Origin of the sequence: Bdellovibrio sp. HCB288 (assembly GCF_047305935.1) — a bacterium.
Taxonomy (GTDB): domain Bacteria; phylum Bdellovibrionota; class Bdellovibrionia; order Bdellovibrionales; family Bdellovibrionaceae; genus Bdellovibrio.
In genome coordinates this window covers 1,022,087-1,041,381 of sequence record NZ_CP178619.1, presented here as the reverse complement: position 1 = coordinate 1,041,381, position 19,295 = coordinate 1,022,087, and the positions used below count along the sequence as shown (strand labels likewise).

The window sequence follows — 19,295 nt, the reverse complement described above, 5'->3', positions numbered from 1 at the left end:
GCGTATGATTGTTTGTTTAGGAGAGTTTTCTCTCGAGAACGACGAATTCCAGGTTGTTCACTTTTGGAATGCCAAAACGCTCGTCGCCATAGGGAAACGGCTTCTTTTCGCCAGTTTGTCGGAAGCCCTCTTTTTCATAGAACTTAATCAGTTCGGATCGGACAGAGATCACAGTCATGTACAAATGCGTACAACCCCAGAAATGGGCAAAGGCTTCGGATTCGTTGATCAGCATTTTGCCGATACCCTTGTTTTGCAGTGTCGGGTCCACTGTCAGCATGCCTAGGTAGCACTTGCCGTTTTGATTTTCCAAATGAACGCAGCCCAGAAGTTTGCCCGTATCGTCGTCTTCGGCGATCAGGATCACGGAATTCTCGCGTTCGATGTCAGCCAGCAAGCCATCCTCGTCCACACGTTGTCCATCCAAAAGATCAGCCTCCGTTGTCCAGCCAGCTTTGGAGCTGTCTCCGCGATAGGCAGAGTTCACAAGCTCCACAAGTTCTTCAATATGGCTTTCGTCGGCTTGTGTGAATTCAATATGCATGGAGTACCTTCTTAATGGGGCTATTTCTTTTTGGCGTAGACGAAGAATTCTTTACCCTGGCGATTGGGAACGGACTGTTGCCAGCGACCCCAGAAGATCGGGATGTAATTGTTTTTAACACGTTGGCGAAGTTCCCACTCGCTGCCGCCAAATGGAGGACCCTGACGTTTTTCAAACGAAAAGAACACACCCATCAAATGGCCGCCATCGACCAAAACGCGATTCCAGACCTTCACCAAATCCTGGCGCAGCTCAGGGTTGATTGCGCAATAACAAGTATGTTCAAACACGACATCGAAAGCGGCATCGTAGCTACGAGGCAGATTGAATAAGTCTGCTTCCACGAATGTCAGGTTTTCCATGTGACCGTATAGTTTCTTTGCTCGTTCCAAAGCCAGAGGAGAAATATCAACCGCGGTCACCAAGTGTCCTGCTTTCGCAAAAAAGGCAGCATCGTGACCCTCGCCGCAGCCTAATACCAGAATGCGGGAGCGGGAAATTTTCAGGCGTTGAAACATATCCTTCAAAGCTTCAGCGGGTTCACCAAGATTCCAACCGGGATTTTCCTCACGCTTGTAGATCTGGCTCCAGAAAGATTCTTTTTCAACATCGGTTTCGGAACCCCAGTAGGTCGGGATTTCGTATGTTTTGCCGTCGACGGTGATGGACTCATCATCGAATTCTTCCAGTAAATTGAAAAATGCGGCTTGAGCTTTGCGCGAGAAAACAAACGGGATGTGATCTTTTGTATATCCATGAAAACGATCCCACTCGTCCAGTGACAGAGTTTTCAATTCGAATGAAAATTCCGTGTCATAGGCGCAGCGAATGGACCAGTGTGAATCATTTTTATCGATTTGCAGTGCGATCAGGGGTTCGTCAAAGGCTTCGACGATCACCGGAGTGTCGCCGAAAGTGCTTAGCAGTGTTCCGCCTTGATGAAGCTTCAGATTTTCAAGGATTTCGCGTCCAGCAACGGGGTCTTGGATTCGCAATTCGCGACTGACACAAAACCCCTCTTCATCAACTTGAACAAAGTGCGTGGGAATAGCCATTAGTGTTTTTCAGGACTTGCAGTCGGAGCCGGAGAAGCAGTTGGAGAAGCTTCTGGAGTTCCTTCAGCTGGTGCATCCGGGCCTGGAGTCACAGTGGAACCTTCAGAGAACACAACGATATCATTCGTCGTTTTTACGGATTGCAAAGTCCATTTGTCAGTTTTGTCTTCGGATGGTTCGCGGTGAAGAATAGCTTCGCCCTCGATCACTTGTTCAAGAGACTCACCTGATTCGCTGATTTCAGTAAATTTGTAAGAGAATACCGCACGGACTTTGTTGTCATTCAGGGATTCAGTCCAAAGTTTATCGATGCGCAGCTCTTTTGCATTCGGTTTTTTTGCAGACAAAGTATTGGTGATCAATTCAGCCAGTTTTGTTTGGATGCCAGCATGCGTCTCGAAGCCAATCGCTTCGTTCGTGTGAATCACGTTCCAAGTCCAAACCAAAGCTGCAACGAAAACGATGACGCTTACAATTTTCTTCATTCCGATTCCTTTTGATAAATTCGAGTCTTTATCGGAGCATGATATCTTAGATTTTTCAATACTCTTAGGGAAAAGGATATCTCATGAACCAACAATGGCTGACAATCTTAATGTCTAAGGGAATTGAGCTTGAACAAAGTCTGCGTCAGCAGCTTCAGCAGGCCAAAGACGGCCTCAAAACTCAGTTGGAAGACCGCGGAATTCGCTTGAGTGCCGCTGACCTGGCAGCACTGCTGGAAGAGGTCTCTCCTAAGGTGTCTCATGCTGCGCTGGGTTATGCGCTTGATATCGTTAGACCTTTTTCAGCCGGAATGGGTTTAAGAATTTCCCGTCTTAAGGACACGCAGATTGAAATCGTGATTCCAGCTCGCACCCGAAATATGAATGAGCTTAAACAAATGCACGAGGGAGCACTTTTAAGTGCTGCCATCGAGGCGGCAAAGATTCTGTGGATGCGTCATGCCCCTTTGGGAAATTTCGAGATTGCTGTCGCGCGAATTGAATCTGAGTTTTTTAAAGTGCAAACAGGTGAGTGCAGATTGCGTATGGAGCTTGCGGAAAACATCCGTGAGGTGGTTTTGGCGGACCTTAGGGATCGCCGCGAATCCGCAACCACAGCTGACGTTCAGGTTTTTGACGAGAATGATCAGGCGGTGGGTTCTGTGCAACTGCAATTAAAACTAAAGCACACGCCGGCTTTGTCCGGGCATGTGGAGTAAAAGGTCCTATGGAAATTCTTGATAGTCACATTGATGTAAACTCTTCTGATTTTAAAGCAAACCGTGATGCGATGATGAATGTCGTTGGTCAATGGCGAGAAAGAGTTGAGCTGGTCAAACAAGGCGGCGGTGCTGACGCGACCAAAAAGCATAAAGCCCGTGGTAAAATGACAGCGCGTGAGCGCATCGAAGCCCTGGTTGATGGTGGTACGGCGTTTTTGGAGTTTTCAACTCTGGCTGCTTGGGACATGTATGAAGGTCAGGCTCCGGGAGCAGGTGTTATCACCGGTATCGGTGTGATTCACGGAACCGAATGTGTGATCGTGGCGAATGATGCCACCGTCAAAGGTGGTACGTATTTCCCGATGACCGTGAAGAAACATTTGCGTGCACAGGAAATCGCTTTTGAAAATGGATTGCCTTGTATTTACCTTGTCGATTCCGGCGGTGCCTTCCTGCCAATGCAGGCGGATGTGTTCCCTGATCGCGATCACTTCGGTCGTATTTTCTATAATCAAGCTCGTATGTCTGCTGCAGGTATCCCGCAAATTGCTGTCGTGATGGGTTCCTGTACTGCAGGCGGAGCATATGTTCCCGCGATGAGTGATGAGACAGTTATCGTAAAAGAAAACGGCACGATCTTCCTGGGTGGTCCTCCTTTGGTGAAGGCGGCAACTGGGGAAGTTGTCGATGCGCAGGAGTTGGGTGGCGCTCAGGTTCACTGTGAAAATTCCGGTGTGACCGATCACTTTGCTGAAGATGACGAACACGCTGTCGAGATCACTCGTTCCATCGTGGCTCATTTGAATCATAAAAAAACCGTGACGATGCAGATCCTGCCAGTGGAAGAACCTCTGTTTGATTCTCAGGAAATTTATGGCGTGATTCCAAAAGATTCCCGCGTGCCATTTGATGTGCGTGAAATCATTGCGCGCCTGGTGGATGGTTCCCGTTTCCATGAGTTCAAGGCATTGTACGGAAAAACTCTGGTCACTGGTTTTGCACATATTTACGGAATGCCAGTCGGAATTATTGCGAACAACGGCGTGTTATTCTCTGAGAGTGCGCAAAAAGCCGCTCACTTTATTGAGCTTTGTGAACAGCGTGAAGTACCTTTGATATTCCTGCAAAACATTACCGGCTTCATGGTTGGTAAGAAGTACGAAAACGAAGGCATCGCGAAACACGGAGCTAAAATGGTTATGGCCGTTTCCAACGCTCACGTACCAAAATTCACGGTGGTGATTGGTGGCTCCTATGGAGCCGGCAACTACGGAATGTGTGGTCGCGCTTACCAGCCTCGTCAATTGTGGATGTGGCCCAATGCCAAGATCAGCGTGATGGGTGGTGAACAGGCGGCCAACGTTCTTCTGACTGTGAAGTTGGATCAATTGGCGGCGAAAGGTCAGTCGATGAGTGCTGACGATCAGGCGGAGTTCAAACGACCGACGCTTGAAAAGTATGAGCATGAAAGTTCAGCGTATTATTCTTCCGCACGTTTGTGGGACGATGGCATCATCGATCCGGCAGATACGCGCCGAGTGTTGGCGCTGGGAATTGCTGCGAGTCTTAACAAGTCTTGGGGAGAAAAATCCCAAGGCGTATTCAGAATGTAGGTCCTGGATGTCTTTCTTAAATGTTGTTGAAATGGATCATGTGGCCTATGTGAAATTGAACAGGCCCGATGTGCGTAATGCATTCAATCCAGAAATGATTGCGCAGATCACAGAGACGTTTCATCAACTGAACAATCGCCACGATTTGCGCGCAGTTGTTCTGCAGGGTGAAGGAAAGTCCTTCTGTGCCGGAGCGGATTTGAACTGGATGAGAGAAATGGTGAATTTTTCTTATCATCAAAACCGTGAAGACTCCCTGTTGTTGTTTGCGATGTTTGAAACAATTGCGAAATGCTCGTTGCCGGTTGTCGGTCTGATTCATGGCGCTGCTTTTGGTGGTGCCTTGGGGCTTGTTGCGGTTTGTGATGAAGTTATTGCCGAAGAGGGCACTCAATTTTGCTTCAGTGAAGTGAAACTGGGAATTGCTCCTGCGGTTATCAGCGCGTTTGTGCAAAGAAAAGCTGTTGCGGGTAAGGTTCGTCCATTGATGCTTTCAGGAGCGGTCTTTAATCCCCATGTGGCGCAACAAGCGGGACTGGTCACTGAAATTGTTCCTGCAGGAGAGGGTCACACGGCTTTGCAAAAAGTTTTGGCCAACTACAGACAGGTGGGGCCGGAAGCAGTTCGTGAGGCGAAAAGATTATTGAACGATATTGCGAATCTGACCTGGGAACAGCAACGGGATCGCACAACTCATCTCATCGCCGAACGTCGGGCCAGCGATGAAGGTCAGGAAGGTTTGAAGTCCTTCCTTGAAAAACGCGAACCTTCATGGAGAAGTTAGTCGCTATACTTTGTGTTTTTATCGCCATCTTGTCAGTACAAGGTGGTGCAAGCTTTGCCAAGCAGCTCTTTCCCTTGATCGGTCCGCAGGCGGCAACATTTTGGCGCGCCAGCATTTCTGCTCTCATTCTTTTGATAATTTATAGACCTTGGATGCAGCGATATTCCCGCAGCACTCTGGGTATTGTCGCGCTGTATGGTGTTTGTTTGGGTTGCATGAATATGACCTTCTATCTTGCGATTCAAAAAATTCCACTGGGCATTGCCGTCGCCTTGGAGTTTACGGGGCCTTTGGCAGTGGCAATTCTTGGTTCCAAAAAATGGATCGATGGTTTGTGGGTGTTGTTTGCACTGTTGGGGATTGCCCTGATACTGCCGCATTCCGATTTTTCCCAAAGCATAGACATCTCGGGCGTGATTCTGGCGTTAGTCGCTGGAGCATTCTGGGGAATTTACATCGTTATGGCCAAAAAAGTCGGGGCAAGAATTCCAGGCGGGGCTGCCACCGCTATGGGACTGACGGTGGCTTCCTTGACGGTCGTATTGCCGGCAATTCCACACTTTGCACTGTCCACTTATACAGGAGTGATGTGGCTTAAGATTTTGGCCATGGCAGTTTTGTCGGGAGCGATTCCATTTTCACTAGAAATGATCGCATTAAGACGAATTCCCTCTAAAACTTTTGGTGTATTGATGAGTCTGGAGCCAGCAGTGGCAGCCATGATGGGACTAGTTTTTTTAAGTGAGGAACTATCAAGTATCCAGTGGCTTGCGATTCTATTCGTGATGGTAGCATCTTGTGGAAGTTCTCTCACATCTCGTCGAACGGAAGTACCAGTTCAGCCGTGAGTTCGGAGTTTCCTCGTATTTCTGCGAGTTAAGGAAATAAACAATCCTCCGATATTTTCGGAATGCCATTATCCACCAGGTCCTTTGTAAAATTCAGTCCCGCTGTTGATCGTCGTCGGTTGGCCGCTTTGATGTTTACGGACATTGTAGGGTATAGCGCTATATTTCATCGCAACGAAGCTTTAGCGATGAAATTGCTGGGAGAGAAAACCAACATTCTGCGAGAGATCTTCCCGTCCTATGGTGGTCGTGAGATCAAAACTTTGGGTGATGGATTTTTTATCGAGTTTCCCAGTGTTCTTGAAGCAGTAAAGTGCGCCTACGACATTCAATCCCAGCTCTATCAAAGAAATCTGGGCGGAATGGTGGATGAAAGATTCCAGATTAGAATCGGCATTCACCTTTGTGATTTTATTGCGACCGAGGAAGATGCGTTCGGAAATGATGTGAATGTTTCGTCACGTCTGGAAAAACTGGCTCCTCCTGGTGGAATTTGCATCAGTCAGCAGGTTGTGGATCAGGTCAGCGATAAGATTGATTTGAAATTCACTCCTATCAAAGAACGAAAGCTTAAAAATATTAAAAAGCCGGTAGTCAGCTATTCGGTTGACCTGCCTTGGCTCAATATACGGGATAACAATTCAATTCAGTCCCACTTGCAAAAGTGGCTGCCTCAGAAAATCACCCTGCAAAATAGTTTGATGATCGCAAGTTTGTCATTTCTGGTGATTGCAGGATTCTTTATTTGGGCCGTGTTCCTGGTGCCCAAGGGTGGGCTTACTAATCCAACGGCCTTACTTCATTTTGTGGCCAGTTGGAAAAACCTGATTGTCTTGAATCCACTCTTTGCAGTGGCAACCTGTGGACTGTGGCTTTTCACTCCACAGGACCGCCGTTTAATTTACCTGTCCACAGTGTTTTCAATCGGCAGCCTTAGTCTGGTTGAAAGAGTTCCGGTGGAGGTCACCGGGTTTAGTGAGCATGCAATGCAGACAATCAGTCTGTTGTCTGCGGGTCTGGTGGCGTTGCCGTTTGTTGCTTTGGAAGCGTTGGAGAAATCAAAAAGACATGTCGAGATGGCAGCAAACTTTATCCTGGCTGGTGTGGTGTTTACCGCATTGTTCTTCGTGCCAGCAGCTAAAAGTGCCAGTCTAAGTTGGATTACTACTGCGATTTCGGTCGCAGCGACATTATACTTGGCGATGGTCGTATTAACCAGTCTTCGCCACCGCGCAGGTGTTCCGGTTCATGATTTTCGCAGATTGATCTTTGGTATCGTTGCCACTGCAGAAATTTATATGAAAACAAATCCAGCGTGGATCGATGGCCCGACCGCGCAGGTTTTGGATAATTTCTTTCCTGTGGGATTCCCGTTGTTCTTTGCGGTCTACACGATCTTTGGTTATGCCAGCCATGAAAGATCCAATTTGAAAAGTTTGAACTCCATTCAGGTTCTGCAAAAGGTTACGAATATTGTTTGTGGTGCTGATTCCTATGATGAAAAACTGTCGAACATGCAGGACATTATCTGCTCATACCTGAATGCTGAACGTTCCACGATTTATCTGGTGGATTTAAAAGGCAATGATCCTTTGCTTCATGCGCAGGCGATCTATGGACCGACCAATAAATTGAAAGAAGTCGCGCTGACTGTTGATCCAAGTCACGGTCTGATCGGACGGGTGATGAAAACCCGCAGTCCTTTGCTGGTGGACGATTTCAAAAAAGAGGACCGCATCACTGACGAAGAACGGGCTCATATTAAATCCAACGAATATAGAACTCGCTCATGTTTGCTGTGTCCATTGGTTATGGGGAATGAAATTTTAGGCGTGATGACGTTTTCAGATAAGCGTGGGGTCTCACCTTTTACCGAGGAAGACCTGCGTTTGGTGCAATTGATTGCAAAAGACGTCGCGGCTTTATCGCTGCATGCCCGCTATCAAAAGATGGTGGATCATTTCGTGTCAGAAAAATTAAACGAGTTGAATAAATCTGCGTAGTGCGCAGGGGTCCGTTTAATCCTCTTAGGATGGCAGTCAAAAAATAATTAAAAGTGAATTAAGATTTGGTAATATTCACCGAAGAGTAAATCACTATGAATCGATCGAAACTCTCACTGTTGAGTTTGATCCTGTCTGGAACACTTCTGAGCTCGGGATTTTTTCTCTTCGAAAAATTCAGTTTCACTCCTGGGGAGCAACAAGCCGCGCCGGATCGCTATCCGTCCTCCTTGTCAGAAACCTATCTTGATAAACAAGTTCCCACACTATTTGTTTTTGCTCATCCTAAATGTACCTGCACGCAGGCTACCTTGAATGAACTGTCCAGACTTAAGGAAAAAGTCGGGACGCAAATGGCAGTGAAAGTGTTTATTTCCTACGATCCCCATGATTCATTCGATGGGCAGCAAATCGAAAAGCAAGCCCGGGCCATCGCAAACATTGATGTCGAAACAGATTTGAATCGCAGCGTGGCCCGCTCCATGGGAGCGCTGACGTCGGGGCAAACGGTATTGTATGCCCCAGAGGGAAATTTGCTTTTTCAGGGTGGAATCACCATCAGCCGGGGACACGAAGGTTCCAGTCCGGGAGCCTTGCAAATTGAGCGTATCGTCACCGGTCCTTTTATTAAAACACAGTTTGCCAGAACACCCACCTTTGGTTGTCACCTTTAGAAAGATTTATGGAAGAACTAAACAGAGTTGCTGAAGAGCGGACAGAGAAAATTTTTACGGCGATGCGAACTCACGTGGCACTGCGTACGGATAATCTTTTTTCTTACCTGATGTTAGGGCAATGGTTGTTCGCAATTGGTTGCGCTGTGGTTCTGACTCCCAAGTCTTACAGTGGCAGCGTCAGCTCTTTGCATCCTCACGTCTGGGCGGCTTTGATTCTTGGTGGCTTGCTGACTTTTCTTCCGTGCAGCTTTGTTATTCTTCGTCCCGGTGAGGCCATCACCAGACACGTGATTGCAGTTACACAAATGATGATGTCTGCTCTGTTGATTCATTTGACCGGTGGACGGGTTGAAACGCACTTTCATATCTTTGGTTCGCTTGCGTTCCTGGCGTTTTACCGGGATTGGAAAGTGATAATGACCGCTGCGACAGTGACCGCCTTGGATCATTTGCTGCGCGGGATTTATTGGCCGATGTCGGTCTTTGGTTCTGCCAATATCAGCCACTGGGAGTGGATGGAGCACACGGGTTGGGTGTTATTTGAGGTGTCTTTTCTGGTTCCGGGTTGCTTGAACACGCTTAAAGCCATGAGAGAGCTTTCCGCGCGTCAGGTTCAGCTGGAGATGATGAATGAACAAGTTGAAAAGAATGTGAAAGAGCGAACTGAGGAACTAGAGGTCACGCAACGTCAGTTGATGCAGTCACAGAAGCTTGAGGCCATCGGGCAGCTGGCCAGCGGTGTGGCCCATGATTTCAATAATATGCTGGGTGGTATTCTGGCGTATTCGAGTTTGTTAAAAGAGGACTATGCCAAGGATGAACACCTGGTCAGTTCATTGAGTGTGATTGAAAGCAGTGCTGAGCGTGGAGCAGAGTTAACCAAGAAGCTGCTGGCGTTTGCCCGCAAGGGCAACTATGAGCACACGAGCGTGGATTTGGAGAAGACCGTCGCCGAAACAGTGGCTTTGTTGGAGCCTTCATTAAATGAAAAAGTAAGTGTGGCAATTAAGATTGATCGCAATTTATGGCCAACTGAAGGAGATTCAACTCAGATTTTTCAGGTTGTGATGAATTTGGCCGTCAATGCCAAGGATGCGATGCCCACTGGGGGAAGAATCCTGATCACGGCTACCAACGTGGATGCGGATTTGGATTATTGCAATCTGCACAGATCTGTTACGCCGGGAAGCTATGTTCGCCTCTCCATTGAAGATAATGGTTGTGGGATTCCCAAAGAAATTCAGGAAAAAGTATTTGAGCCATTCTTTACCACGAAGCAGGCGGGCTCCGGCACGGGGCTTGGTTTGTCGATGGTTTATGGAATTATGAAGAATCACAAAGGTGCCGTCGGTTTATATTCCGAGCCGGGCCATGGAACCGTATTCCATCTGTATTTCCCGCGCTCCAAGAAAGTTTACTATCAGGACGCGCCGGTATCGGGGATGTCTATTCCGTCGAGAACATCTTTGTTGGGACAGGAAATTTTGCTGGCGGATGATGAGGAAACCATGCGCCGGGCGGGAAGTGATATTTTAAGTCGCTATGGTGCCCGCGTGAATGCGTGTGAAAATGGTGAGCTGGCTTTGACCGAGCTTTGCGCAAATCCGGGAAAATATAAAATCATTATTTTGGATGCGATTATGCCAAAAATGAACGGGATCGAGGCGTTTCATCGCATGCGTGAAGTGGCTCCGGATGCGCAGTTTATTTTTTCCAGTGGTTATGCGGAAAGTGCAGAGATAACAGAGCTTCGAAATCGATATTCAGTTAAGTTTATCCAAAAACCTTTTAAAGCAGAACATCTGGCACGTGAAGTGCTAAAGAAAGTGGCCTAACATGGACAATAACAGCAATAAGCGAATGATTTTGACCATAGATGACGAGCCAACAATCCGTTCTGCGGTGCAGTTGATTCTTTCAAGAAGGAACTGCCAGGTTGTAGGGGCGCAGGATCCTGGTGAGGCGGAGGCGCAGCTAAAGACTCAAACCTTCGATTTGATTCTTTTGGATGTAAAGCTGGGGAAGGCCAGTGGGTTGGAATTGCTCAAAAAATTGCGCGAAGAGTTGAAGATTGCTACGCCGGTTTTGCTTATGAGCGGCCTCGCGGACACTGAGCGCATTCAGGAAGCTTGTAAATACGATATCAAAGGCTTCCTATTAAAACCTTTCAACTCAAAAGGGTTGGAGGAGAAGGTGTTCGGGGTTTTGGATGCGCCATCGAAACCGCAAGCTGCATAGGGAAAACGCCGTCTTTTCGTTGCCTTAAGCCAGGTCTATGGATATAGATAAAGCTCTAAAATTGGAGCTTTTGCACCATGACAAAATTGCCTGGTAAATTCACACGTATTGCAATCGCAAATCGCGGAGAAGTCGCGGTTCGTATTATCAAAGCTTGCGAAGAGTTGGGAATCGAAACGGTTCTTCTGCACTCTGAGGCGGATATTAACTCCCGCGCCTTCCGCATGGCTACGAAATCAATCTGCATCGGTCCAGCACCGACTGCAGAAAGCTATTTGAACATCAAAGCCAATATCGATGGAGCATTGGCCGGTGGCGCACAAGCGATCCATCCGGGATTTGGTTTCTTGTCTGAAAATGCTGACTTTGCAGAAGCCGTTACCAAAGCAGGTTTGACATTTATTGGACCTTCAGCGGATTCCATTCGTTCCTTGGGTGATAAGGTTCATTGTAAGGAGCTTGCAAAAAAAGCGGGCCTTCCTTTGGTTCCTGGTTATCAGGGTGAAAACCAAGCTGTTGCAAATCTAATCACAGAAGCCGAGCGCATTGGTTATCCAGTGATCGTGAAAGCTGCTGCCGGTGGCGGTGGTCGCGGTATGAAGTTGATTAAGTCCTCTGATGAGGCAGCCGAGTTGATTGAATCCGCTCAGCGTGAGGCGCAATCGGCATTTGGTTCACCGAAAGTGTTCCTGGAAAAATATCTGGATCGCGCCAAGCACATTGAATTTCAAGTGTTCGGCGATTCCACTGGAAACGTGATTCATTTCTTTGACCGTGAATGTTCCGTGCAACGTCGCCATCAAAAAATTATCGAAGAGGCAACATCGCCATCATTGAGCGAAGATCTTCGCCGCAAAATGGGTGAGGCCGCTTGTGCGATTGCGACTTTGGGTAAATACAAAGGTGCCGGCACTGTAGAGTTCCTTTTGCAGGACGGGGAGTTCTATCTTTTGGAAGTGAACACACGTTTGCAAGTTGAGCATCCAGTGACTGAAGAGGTGCTGGGTGTGGATCTGGTTAAAATGCAGATCCTGACTGCACAAGGTGAATACATCCATGATCCAAAACTAATCCGCGTGCCACGTGGTCATTCCATCGAGTGCCGTATCTACGCGGAAAACCCATTCATGGGTGGCGTTCCAAGCACAGGTTTGTTGGGGCATGTTGAATGGCCTGAGGGGCCGGGTCGTCGGTATGAATATGGATTTGATTCCGGGGATACCATCACGCCATTCTATGATCCGATGATTGCGAAAGTGATCGTGTGGGATGAAAGCCGTCCGCGTGCGATTCAAAAAATGATCCGCGTTCTAAAAGACTCTGTGGTGTTTGGTGTTCACACGAACATTCCTTATTTGATCGAGATTCTGTCCCACAAAGAATTTGTGATGGGCACGATGACGACAAGATTCATCGAGACATATTTTGCAGATCCGATCAAAGAGCCGGAACTGACTGAAGCTGAAAAGAAAATTGCGACGGCAGCATTGGCTCAGGCGCGCGGCGTGCAAACGGCTGGAGCAGTAGCGAACACGTCTCCGTGGGCGTCCTACTGGAGAGGTATCTAATGGAAATCAAAGTTCGTATCGACGGTATCGATCACAAAGCCCAAGCCCAATTACTTCAAGGCACACTGTGGGTGCATAGCAATGGACGTACATTCACTATGGACGCCGGCTCTGGACGTAAGTCACGCAAGAAGTCGGGTGCAGGTGGTTCTTCTGATACAGTTATTGCGCCGATGCCGGGTAAAGTGACTAAGATATTAGTGCAACCAGGTACAGTCGTAAAAGCGGGCCAGGCAGTTTTGGTGATGGAAGCCATGAAAATGGAGTACACTTTGAAATGTGACATCGCAGGAACTATTGATTCTGTGTCTTGTGCTGTTGGCGAACAAGTTGCCTTGGGTAAAGCTTTGGTAAAAATTAAACCTGCTGCAGAGTAATTTTAATCGGTAAATTTATGGCGAAGAATTCAGTTGCGATTGTGGAAATGGGATTAAGAGATGGTTTGCAAAACGAGAAAGTCGTTTTGGATGCCGACACACGCGTTGAATTCGCCCGTCGTTTGATTGAAGCCGGCACTAAACGTGTGGAGATCGGTGCTTTCGTTTCCCCTCAATGGGTTCCGCAAATGGCGGGCACCAAAGAGGTGGTTGGCAAAGCTTTCGGTTTGCAAAAATCCGGTCAGATCCCCAAGAAAACTGAATTCTCTGTTTTGGTTCCCAACGAGCGCGGCATGCTGGATGCTATTGCCAGTGGGGTGAAGGAAGTTGCGATCTTTGCGGCTTGCTCTGAATCATTCTCTTTGAAAAACATCAACTGCTCGATCGATGAGAGCTTCAAGCGCTTTGAGCCGGTAATGGCCTTAGCCAAAAAACACAAGATCAAGGTGCGCGGCTATTTGTCCACGTGTTTTGGTTGTCCGTTCGAGGGTAAAGTTCCAGAAGCCCGCGTGGTGAAGCTTGCTCAGCGCATGCATAAGCTGGGTGTGTATGAGCTTTCCATTGGCGACACTATCGGTGTGGCGAATGTGGGTCAGGTTCGTTCCTTGTTTAAGAAGATCAAAAAAGTGGTTCCAGTTAAAAAGTTAGCGGGTCACTTCCATGATACTCGTGGACAGGCTTTGGCAAATATTCTTGCGGCCTTTGAAGTGGGTGTTCGTGTTTTTGATACCAGCCTTGGTGGTTTGGGTGGATGCCCTTATGCTCCGGGTGCTACGGGAAATGTGGCAACTGAAGATGTCGTTTACATGTTCCACGGTATGGGTATTACAACCGGTTTGAACCTGGAAAAACTAATCGCAATTGATCCTTGGATGTCTGAAAAGATCCAACACGCTCTGCCTTCTAAAGTGGGTAAAGTCGGTACTCTAAAACCACTCGGAAAAGTTCCGAACGGTAAATAATTGAACTTCTTCAAGCAAATTACGGTGTTAAGTTTGTTAACACTGACTGCCGTGTTGCGCTCTTTTGCCTGATTTTCCTTCTCTAGATCAAATTAATTCAATTTGAGCCCCTGAAAACTTGGTACTTCTCTTGAAACACGCGGGTCGGAACTTAAAACGTATCAGGAGACTATTATTATGAAGTTCAACCGAGCTCTAAGCTTTGCTTTGATTTCCAATATGGTTTTGGCGTCGTTTTCCCACGCCATCAGCAAGGAAATGCAGGAATTGGTTAATCTGGAAACCAAAGCCAACGCAGTAGCCACTCGTAGTAATCAAGAAGTTATGGTCTATCACTATGATATTCCCTTGAGTCTGGTGCAGGCGGACATCGCCAAACGCTCTCCTGAAAAGTTCGTAAACTCTTTGATTCATGAAGAAAAAGGCGTGAAGTACCTTCGTTGGATCATTAATCCAGAAGACACCAAGTGGTGGCAGGAGATCGCAGGTTTCCTGAAGGCCAATGGCATCACTCCTGTTAAGAAAGTCTATTATAAAGGCTATATGACTGCTTCCCGCAGTTATATTATCGTCGATCCGGTGTCCAAGGCAGAGTTCTCCTTTAAAGGCTCCACAGATAAGACCGGCGGTCACTGGCGTGACAAGCATCAGGACTGGGACGATGGTAAGCAAATACGTATGATGACGGATTTCGTGGAAGACCAAATTGCGAAACAACCAAAATTGTACAATATCGTTTTACTTGATGAGCCATTGGCGTTCGGTATCGAAACCCGTGACGACAAGGGTAAAGTTGTTATCGATCAGGGTATGATTATTCGTTCGTACGACACATTAACGAATTCGGGAAAAACATATGTTCCGGGTTTCTCAATCATGCATGAACAAAAGGGCCGCGAGATCGCAAAACTGAATGGCTCCAGTGATCCGGCAGAGTATTGGAATGAACACTATAACAAACCCCTGGCGCGTGCGATTGCTGAGTTCTTTGCGTTGACGGGTATGACGTACGATTCACCACACTCGCAAAACTTCCTGGTGGAGTTGGATGCGAAGATGCGTCCGACGGGTAAGATCGTATTGCGTGACTACGGCGATACTTATCTGACTCAGGACTTCTTTGATAAAGTCGGCAGAACAGATATCACCAAAGCCTGGGAGCAAAGCAACCTTAAGAAAGGTTATGCGTCGGTATCAGTGGGTATTTTGCATGGAAATGAACCTCCAGCGTGGATGTCCATTGAGACCTATAATCAGTGGGGTAAGGACTTCTTTGCAGAGTTTGAAAGAGAAATCAAAATTCAAACAGGTACAGCTCTTGTGAACAAGGGCGGTGTAGGTGTGAGTGGAATGTATCGCGGAAAAACTTATAATATTACCACAGAAGAAGGTAAGAAGTTTATTGAGCTCGTTGCTAAGAATCAGCAACGTGATGCACTGACTCGTGCGTGTTCCAGAATTTTCGCGATGTAATTTGAAATTATAATTCAAACAAAAAAGGCCTGGTTTCCCAGGCCTTTTTTGTTTTTAAGACTTAAATAACTTATCCAGCTGTCTGAAGTACCAATCTTTCAATGGCTTTTGCAAATGCAAATCAGCCAGCATCTCGGCTTTGTTCTGAACAATACCCTGCTGGTGAGAGCCCACCTCATCAGCGCACTCTCTAATCCAGTCCTCGGTCGTTTCCGGGTGAAACTGGGTCGCTATGATACTATCACCAATCTTATAGGCCTGATTCTTACAGAAATCATTGGTGGCAATCAGCTCTGCTCCTGGTGGCAGCGTAAAGGTGCAGTGGTGCCAGTGGAATGCCGGAATGGTTTCGCCATCAGGGGTATGAACCGGAACGAATCCCACTTCCCAGCCAGGTTCATGGATCAGAACTTTGCCACCCATGATTTCGGCAATCAGTTGCGAGCCAAGGCAAAGGCCAAAGATCTTCATATTACTTTCGATCAAATCACGAATGAATTTTTTCTCGGTCTGCAACCAAGGATGCTTTTCAACCTCAAAGGTATCCATGCTGCCGCCGCAAATAACGACACCCGCGTAGGCCTTGGCATCAGGAATCTGGGGCTCTTCTGCCGGATGCCAGATCTCGACGGCATATCCATTCTGAGACGCCCAGTCCAAGGTGGTGCCCGGAGGGACATCTGATTCGTGCTGAATGATTAAAAGCTTCTTCATAGGCAGGAGACTAGCATAATAGAAAACTCTTTGCTACACTAGAACGGCCGGGGATAACCCGGCGTCTATGAGAAAGTAAATCCATCTTAATTCCTTTTTTTAAGAACCTCGTTCGGGACCTTCTGGATCCCAAGAGATGGATTATTTAAATATGCAAAATAGAATATTTCAGATCACAGCTCACAATGTGGGCTATGAGCACAGCAATGGGCTGCGCTTGTTTTCATCATTGAATTTCAGCCTGGGAGCCGGTCGCTATGGTTTGGTCGGCCCCAACGGTATTGGCAAATCCACGCTGGCTATGATTCTGTCGTCAGAACTTTCTGCGACGGAAGGGGAGATTCATGCCAGTCATCCGGTCATGTACTTAAAACAAATGGAAGATCGGCCCGAACAAACTGTCGGTGAGTTATTGGTGAACATCTGGGATTCAAACCAGTTGGATGCTGTGACTCAGGAAACATTGTTGGGGGATATCCCTTTTGATCGACCATTAAAACAGCTCAGCGGTGGAGAGTGGACCCGGGTGCGAATGGCAAAAGCCATCGCCGAAAACTCCGGCTTGCTGATTTTGGATGAGCCGACCAATAATCTGGATCGCGAAGCCAAGCAAAGAATCGTGCAATTCGCGCATGACTTTAGCGGCAATCTTCTGATTATCAGTCATGATCGCGAGCTTTTGGAATCCATGGAGACGATCATGGAGATGTCTAATCAAGGGATGCGGGTATATGGTGGCAACTATTCGTTCTATGAACAGCAACGCAACCAGGAAATCGAGCAGGAGCAATCCACACTGAATCAGTTGCGCCGGGAGAAAAAGAAAACCGAGCGCGAGCTACACGAAAGAGTGGATTCCCAGGAAAAACGCATGCGCCGTGGACAGGCGATCGCCGACAAAGGCGGTATTCCCCGCATTGTTGTGGGGGGATTGAAAAGGGCGGCTCAAGTCACACTCGGAAGTATTAATTCCAATGAAACGCAAAGGGCAGAGCAGGCCAGTGCGGAGTTTCAATCGCACTTTGCAGGGATGCGAACGGAATCCACTTTGCGATTAAAGGATCTGGGAGTGAAAGTCCCGACTGAGAAGCTGATATTTTCAGTGGCGGACTTCAATTTCCGTTTCTCTGAAGTCGAAAGCTTTCTGTGGCCTGAAAATCTGACTTTGCACATGAAAGGGCCGGAACGCTGGGCTTTCACGGGAAGAAACGGCGCGGGAAAAACCACATTTCTGCAGCTGTTGCTTTCCAAAGGTGAGTCTCCCTTAGGTGAACTCCGCGGGACCATGTCTGTGGGGAGTTTGAAAACCAGTTTGATAGACCAGGAATACAGCATGCTTCGTCCTGATCAGTCCGTCCTGGAAAACATCATGGAGGTGTCCAGCAAAGGGGCGGAATGGATTCGTAATGAGCTTGCGGCATTTCAATTCTTTGCGGATCGCGTGCATCAGAAAGCCGAAAGTTTAAGTGGCGGAGAGAGGCTTAAACTCTGTCTGGCAAAGGTCTTTCTTTCTGATGTGACTCCGGAGCTATTAGTTCTTGATGAGCCCACCAATAATCTGGATTTAAGCAGCCTGAAGGTTTTGGAGGACGTTTTAAACTCCTATCAAGGAGCTTTGATCGTGGTCTCCCATGACCTCATATTCCTGCAGAAAATTCAAACCCGGGAGGTCCGCCTTTTGCAATCCTAGTTCTTGATATGCTTTCACGTTGGCTCACAATTCTTTCTTTTGTCTGTTTTGGCATACTTAGCCTGGTCGTCATCAAGATGAACCAAAGGCCTCTCTGTATTGATTCCAAGGTTGTCGAGAAAATTGACAGAACCTCCGGGAAGCAGCACGACGAGGTCTTTCGTTGTTCGGTGAATAAGGCGACCCGCTATAGCAGTTACTTTGGTCAAAACATCAAGGACCTCAGTCTTCGTGTGGGTGCTACAGAGCGCCTGCTTGAAAGTATTGAGCCCTTCTATCAAAAGGTGCAGATCCTGATCACAGCGGATCATCCAAACATGTTCCGTATTCATGGGCACAGAATCTATATCGGTCAAAACCTGATCGAAGCTCCTGGGCATCTTGAAAAAGCCATCAGTAAGATCTGGTACCGAGAGCGCAACGAAACCCTGTTCGTTCAGCAGGAACTTTTGGAAGAGGTTGCAACAGACTTCCTGGTTTATCTGCAAACAGGCGATCTGGATATCGGTGACCCAAAGACGCACTTGAAAACAGCACTGCTTCCGGTGAAGTGGCCTTATGTGATCAAGTCTCCGGCGGCGTATTGTGATTCCCCGTGGAAGCAATCAGAAGACTATGCGATCTGTGCAAACAGTCAGGACCTTTCCAGTATTGAGTCTGAAGTTCTGGAAATGAGTTTGCGTCCGTTGATTTTAAGCAGCTGGATTAAAGCTTACAAAAATCTTTCAGTGGGGGAGCGCTACAAGTTCACTCGCGGTATGTCGAATCTGCTGCGTCAGGAGTACAATCCGGTATTGTCGGTAGCTGGTGATGAATCAGCGTCCGTACTGGCTCGTGCTTCGGCGACGCTTAAGAACTTTAATCACTATATCTCAAGCTCGGATTTGGGTAAGTCATCCAATACGTATCGTCTTTTTGCTGCGAGCTTTGCAAACGAACTGCAAAATCGTGGCTATCACAAGGCATTTGCTGAGGCGAGCTTTGATGTGCTGTACGTCAGCAATCAACCGATCAACTCTAATGCGTCCGTCTTTCAGGAATTCCTGAAGATCGCCAAAGCGCAGCCGCAAACGCAGATCGCATTGCGTGACCAAGACAACCTGTGGATGTTGCCATCCAAGTTTCCTATCCCGATTAAAACATTCGGTCAGATCAAAGCCAATCGCACTATCGTCGAGAAGTGTGGCGGATTTAGTTTCAGCTATGTGATGGACTACTCTGAAAGTACTGAAAAGCTTTTGGTGGTTGAGCATTGCGACGCCAAATCAGAAGTGCACTACACGGAGTTCCTGAAATCCGGTGCCGAGGGTTTTGCGCTTGAGAATAAGGGAATGTCGTTTGTTCAGTTCCATTTGCCGTCTTTGTTGATGAAACGCGATGATCTTGCAAATGTTTTGAATGTTAAAGACTTTATCAAGAATCGCGATGTGGATAGCACATCGTTTAAGAGCCTGGGCTGGCAGGAAGTGCGTTGGGATAAAACGGCCAATGCTTATCAGCCAAAGGCTTACGTCGATGCGATTGAGTGGTTCAGATTCTAAA

18 protein-coding genes are annotated in these 19,295 nt (G+C 47.4%); 14 read left to right on the top strand and 4 right to left on the bottom strand.

All coding sequences use genetic code 11. The features are described from left to right. Positions 1-16: 16 nt before the first annotated feature. Genes ACLVWR_RS04980 through ACLVWR_RS04970 form a run of 3 tightly spaced genes read right to left on the bottom strand, consistent with a single transcriptional unit; the run spans position 17 to position 2,084 of the window. The gene (locus tag ACLVWR_RS04980; RefSeq protein WP_413582788.1) at positions 17-544 is read right to left on the bottom strand and encodes a GNAT family N-acetyltransferase; all 528 of its coding nucleotides are present in this window, start codon (positions 542-544) and stop codon (positions 17-19) included. Between the two features lie 20 nt (positions 545-564). Further along, positions 565-1,599, bottom strand: a complete 1,035-nt coding sequence (locus ACLVWR_RS04975) for a class I SAM-dependent methyltransferase (RefSeq protein WP_413582787.1) — start codon at positions 1,597-1,599, stop codon at positions 565-567. Further along, a complete protein-coding gene (locus ACLVWR_RS04970) occupies positions 1,599-2,084 on the bottom strand; it encodes a hypothetical protein (RefSeq protein ID WP_413582786.1) in 486 nt (161 codons plus the stop codon). Before ACLVWR_RS04970 ends, ACLVWR_RS04975 begins: the two co-directional genes overlap by 1 nt. 83 nt (positions 2,085-2,167) lie before the next feature. Between ACLVWR_RS04970 and ACLVWR_RS04965 the strand changes: the two genes are divergently transcribed. From ACLVWR_RS04965 to ACLVWR_RS04910, 12 genes are all read left to right on the top strand, one after another. After that, positions 2,168-2,803 (top strand): DUF4442 domain-containing protein, encoded by a 636-nt coding sequence (locus ACLVWR_RS04965; RefSeq protein WP_413582785.1) that lies wholly within the window; start codon positions 2,168-2,170, stop codon positions 2,801-2,803. Positions 2,804-2,811: 8 nt separating this feature from the next. Beyond that, positions 2,812-4,419, top strand: coding sequence for a carboxyl transferase domain-containing protein (locus tag ACLVWR_RS04960; protein WP_413582784.1), 1,608 nt, complete (start codon positions 2,812-2,814; stop codon positions 4,417-4,419). A gap of 7 nt (positions 4,420-4,426) precedes the next feature. Then, entirely contained in the window at positions 4,427-5,203 is a 777-nt protein-coding gene (locus tag ACLVWR_RS04955) for an enoyl-CoA hydratase-related protein (RefSeq protein WP_413582783.1), read from the top strand. After that, complete coding sequence (locus ACLVWR_RS04950) at positions 5,191-6,051, top strand: EamA family transporter (RefSeq protein ID WP_413582782.1); 861 nt, start codon at positions 5,191-5,193, stop codon at positions 6,049-6,051. The genes ACLVWR_RS04955 and ACLVWR_RS04950 overlap by 13 nt, the downstream gene beginning before the upstream one ends. A gap of 62 nt (positions 6,052-6,113) precedes the next feature. Then, positions 6,114-8,054, top strand: a complete 1,941-nt coding sequence (locus ACLVWR_RS04945; RefSeq protein ID WP_413582781.1) for a GAF domain-containing protein — start codon at positions 6,114-6,116, stop codon at positions 8,052-8,054. 95 nt (positions 8,055-8,149) lie between these two features. Next, positions 8,150-8,728 (top strand): hypothetical protein, encoded by a 579-nt coding sequence (locus ACLVWR_RS04940; RefSeq protein WP_413582780.1) that lies wholly within the window; start codon positions 8,150-8,152, stop codon positions 8,726-8,728. 8 nt (positions 8,729-8,736) lie between these two features. After that, positions 8,737-10,566: an ATP-binding protein gene (locus ACLVWR_RS04935; protein WP_413582779.1), complete on the top strand. Its 1,830-nt coding sequence runs from the start codon at positions 8,737-8,739 to the stop codon at positions 10,564-10,566. A gap of 1 nt (position 10,567) precedes the next feature. Beyond that, on the top strand, positions 10,568-10,969 hold the full coding sequence (locus tag ACLVWR_RS04930) for a response regulator (RefSeq protein ID WP_413582778.1): 402 nt from the start codon (positions 10,568-10,570) through the stop codon (positions 10,967-10,969). Between the two features lie 77 nt (positions 10,970-11,046). Next, positions 11,047-12,537 carry an acetyl/propionyl/methylcrotonyl-CoA carboxylase subunit alpha gene (locus ACLVWR_RS04925; protein WP_413582777.1) on the top strand — a complete coding sequence of 497 codons (1,491 nt, stop codon included), beginning with the start codon at positions 11,047-11,049 and terminating at the stop codon, positions 12,535-12,537. Beyond that, positions 12,537-12,914, top strand: coding sequence for an acetyl-CoA carboxylase biotin carboxyl carrier protein subunit (locus ACLVWR_RS04920; protein ID WP_340597813.1), 378 nt, complete (start codon positions 12,537-12,539; stop codon positions 12,912-12,914). Before ACLVWR_RS04925 ends, ACLVWR_RS04920 begins: the two co-directional genes overlap by 1 nt. Before the next feature lie 17 nt (positions 12,915-12,931). Next, positions 12,932-13,876, top strand: a complete 945-nt coding sequence (locus ACLVWR_RS04915; protein ID WP_413582776.1) for a hydroxymethylglutaryl-CoA lyase — start codon at positions 12,932-12,934, stop codon at positions 13,874-13,876. Positions 13,877-14,053: 177 nt separating this feature from the next. Beyond that, positions 14,054-15,349 (top strand): hypothetical protein, encoded by a 1,296-nt coding sequence (locus ACLVWR_RS04910; protein ID WP_413582775.1) that lies wholly within the window; start codon positions 14,054-14,056, stop codon positions 15,347-15,349. A gap of 54 nt (positions 15,350-15,403) precedes the next feature. Here ACLVWR_RS04910 and ACLVWR_RS04905 read toward each other — a convergent pair whose 3' ends face one another. Then, the gene (locus tag ACLVWR_RS04905; RefSeq protein ID WP_413582774.1) at positions 15,404-16,063 is read right to left on the bottom strand and encodes a type 1 glutamine amidotransferase; all 660 of its coding nucleotides are present in this window, start codon (positions 16,061-16,063) and stop codon (positions 15,404-15,406) included. A gap of 151 nt (positions 16,064-16,214) precedes the next feature. Here ACLVWR_RS04905 and ACLVWR_RS04900 point away from each other — a divergent pair, with 151 nt between their 5' ends. Both ACLVWR_RS04900 and ACLVWR_RS04895 read left to right on the top strand, forming a co-directional pair. After that, a complete protein-coding gene (locus ACLVWR_RS04900; RefSeq protein ID WP_413582773.1) occupies positions 16,215-17,753 on the top strand; it encodes an ABC-F family ATP-binding cassette domain-containing protein in 1,539 nt (512 codons plus the stop codon). 170 nt (positions 17,754-17,923) lie between these two features. Beyond that, positions 17,924-19,294, top strand: coding sequence for a hypothetical protein (locus ACLVWR_RS04895; RefSeq protein WP_413582772.1), 1,371 nt, complete (start codon positions 17,924-17,926; stop codon positions 19,292-19,294). Position 19,295: the final 1 nt, after the last annotated feature.

Coding starts and splice junctions, on each gene's coding strand:
- ACLVWR_RS04955 (WP_413582783.1), top strand. CDS start 4,427: ATGTCTTTCTTAAATGTTGTTGAAATGGATCATGTGGCCTATGTGAAA.
- ACLVWR_RS04920 (WP_340597813.1), top strand. CDS start 12,537: ATGGAAATCAAAGTTCGTATCGACGGTATCGATCACAAAGCCCAAGCC.
- ACLVWR_RS04980 (WP_413582788.1), bottom strand. CDS start 544: ATGCATATTGAATTCACACAAGCCGACGAAAGCCATATTGAAGAACTT.
- ACLVWR_RS04965 (WP_413582785.1), top strand. CDS start 2,168: ATGAACCAACAATGGCTGACAATCTTAATGTCTAAGGGAATTGAGCTT.
- ACLVWR_RS04970 (WP_413582786.1), bottom strand. CDS start 2,084: ATGAAGAAAATTGTAAGCGTCATCGTTTTCGTTGCAGCTTTGGTTTGG.
- ACLVWR_RS04900 (WP_413582773.1), top strand. CDS start 16,215: ATGCAAAATAGAATATTTCAGATCACAGCTCACAATGTGGGCTATGAG.
- ACLVWR_RS04910 (WP_413582775.1), top strand. CDS start 14,054: ATGAAGTTCAACCGAGCTCTAAGCTTTGCTTTGATTTCCAATATGGTT.
- ACLVWR_RS04935 (WP_413582779.1), top strand. CDS start 8,737: ATGGAAGAACTAAACAGAGTTGCTGAAGAGCGGACAGAGAAAATTTTT.
- ACLVWR_RS04915 (WP_413582776.1), top strand. CDS start 12,932: ATGGCGAAGAATTCAGTTGCGATTGTGGAAATGGGATTAAGAGATGGT.
- ACLVWR_RS04975 (WP_413582787.1), bottom strand. CDS start 1,599: ATGGCTATTCCCACGCACTTTGTTCAAGTTGATGAAGAGGGGTTTTGT.
- ACLVWR_RS04930 (WP_413582778.1), top strand. CDS start 10,568: ATGGACAATAACAGCAATAAGCGAATGATTTTGACCATAGATGACGAG.
- ACLVWR_RS04960 (WP_413582784.1), top strand. CDS start 2,812: ATGGAAATTCTTGATAGTCACATTGATGTAAACTCTTCTGATTTTAAA.
- ACLVWR_RS04925 (WP_413582777.1), top strand. CDS start 11,047: ATGACAAAATTGCCTGGTAAATTCACACGTATTGCAATCGCAAATCGC.
- ACLVWR_RS04905 (WP_413582774.1), bottom strand. CDS start 16,063: ATGAAGAAGCTTTTAATCATTCAGCACGAATCAGATGTCCCTCCGGGC.
- ACLVWR_RS04940 (WP_413582780.1), top strand. CDS start 8,150: ATGAATCGATCGAAACTCTCACTGTTGAGTTTGATCCTGTCTGGAACA.
- ACLVWR_RS04950 (WP_413582782.1), top strand. CDS start 5,191: ATGGAGAAGTTAGTCGCTATACTTTGTGTTTTTATCGCCATCTTGTCA.
- ACLVWR_RS04945 (WP_413582781.1), top strand. CDS start 6,114: ATGCCATTATCCACCAGGTCCTTTGTAAAATTCAGTCCCGCTGTTGAT.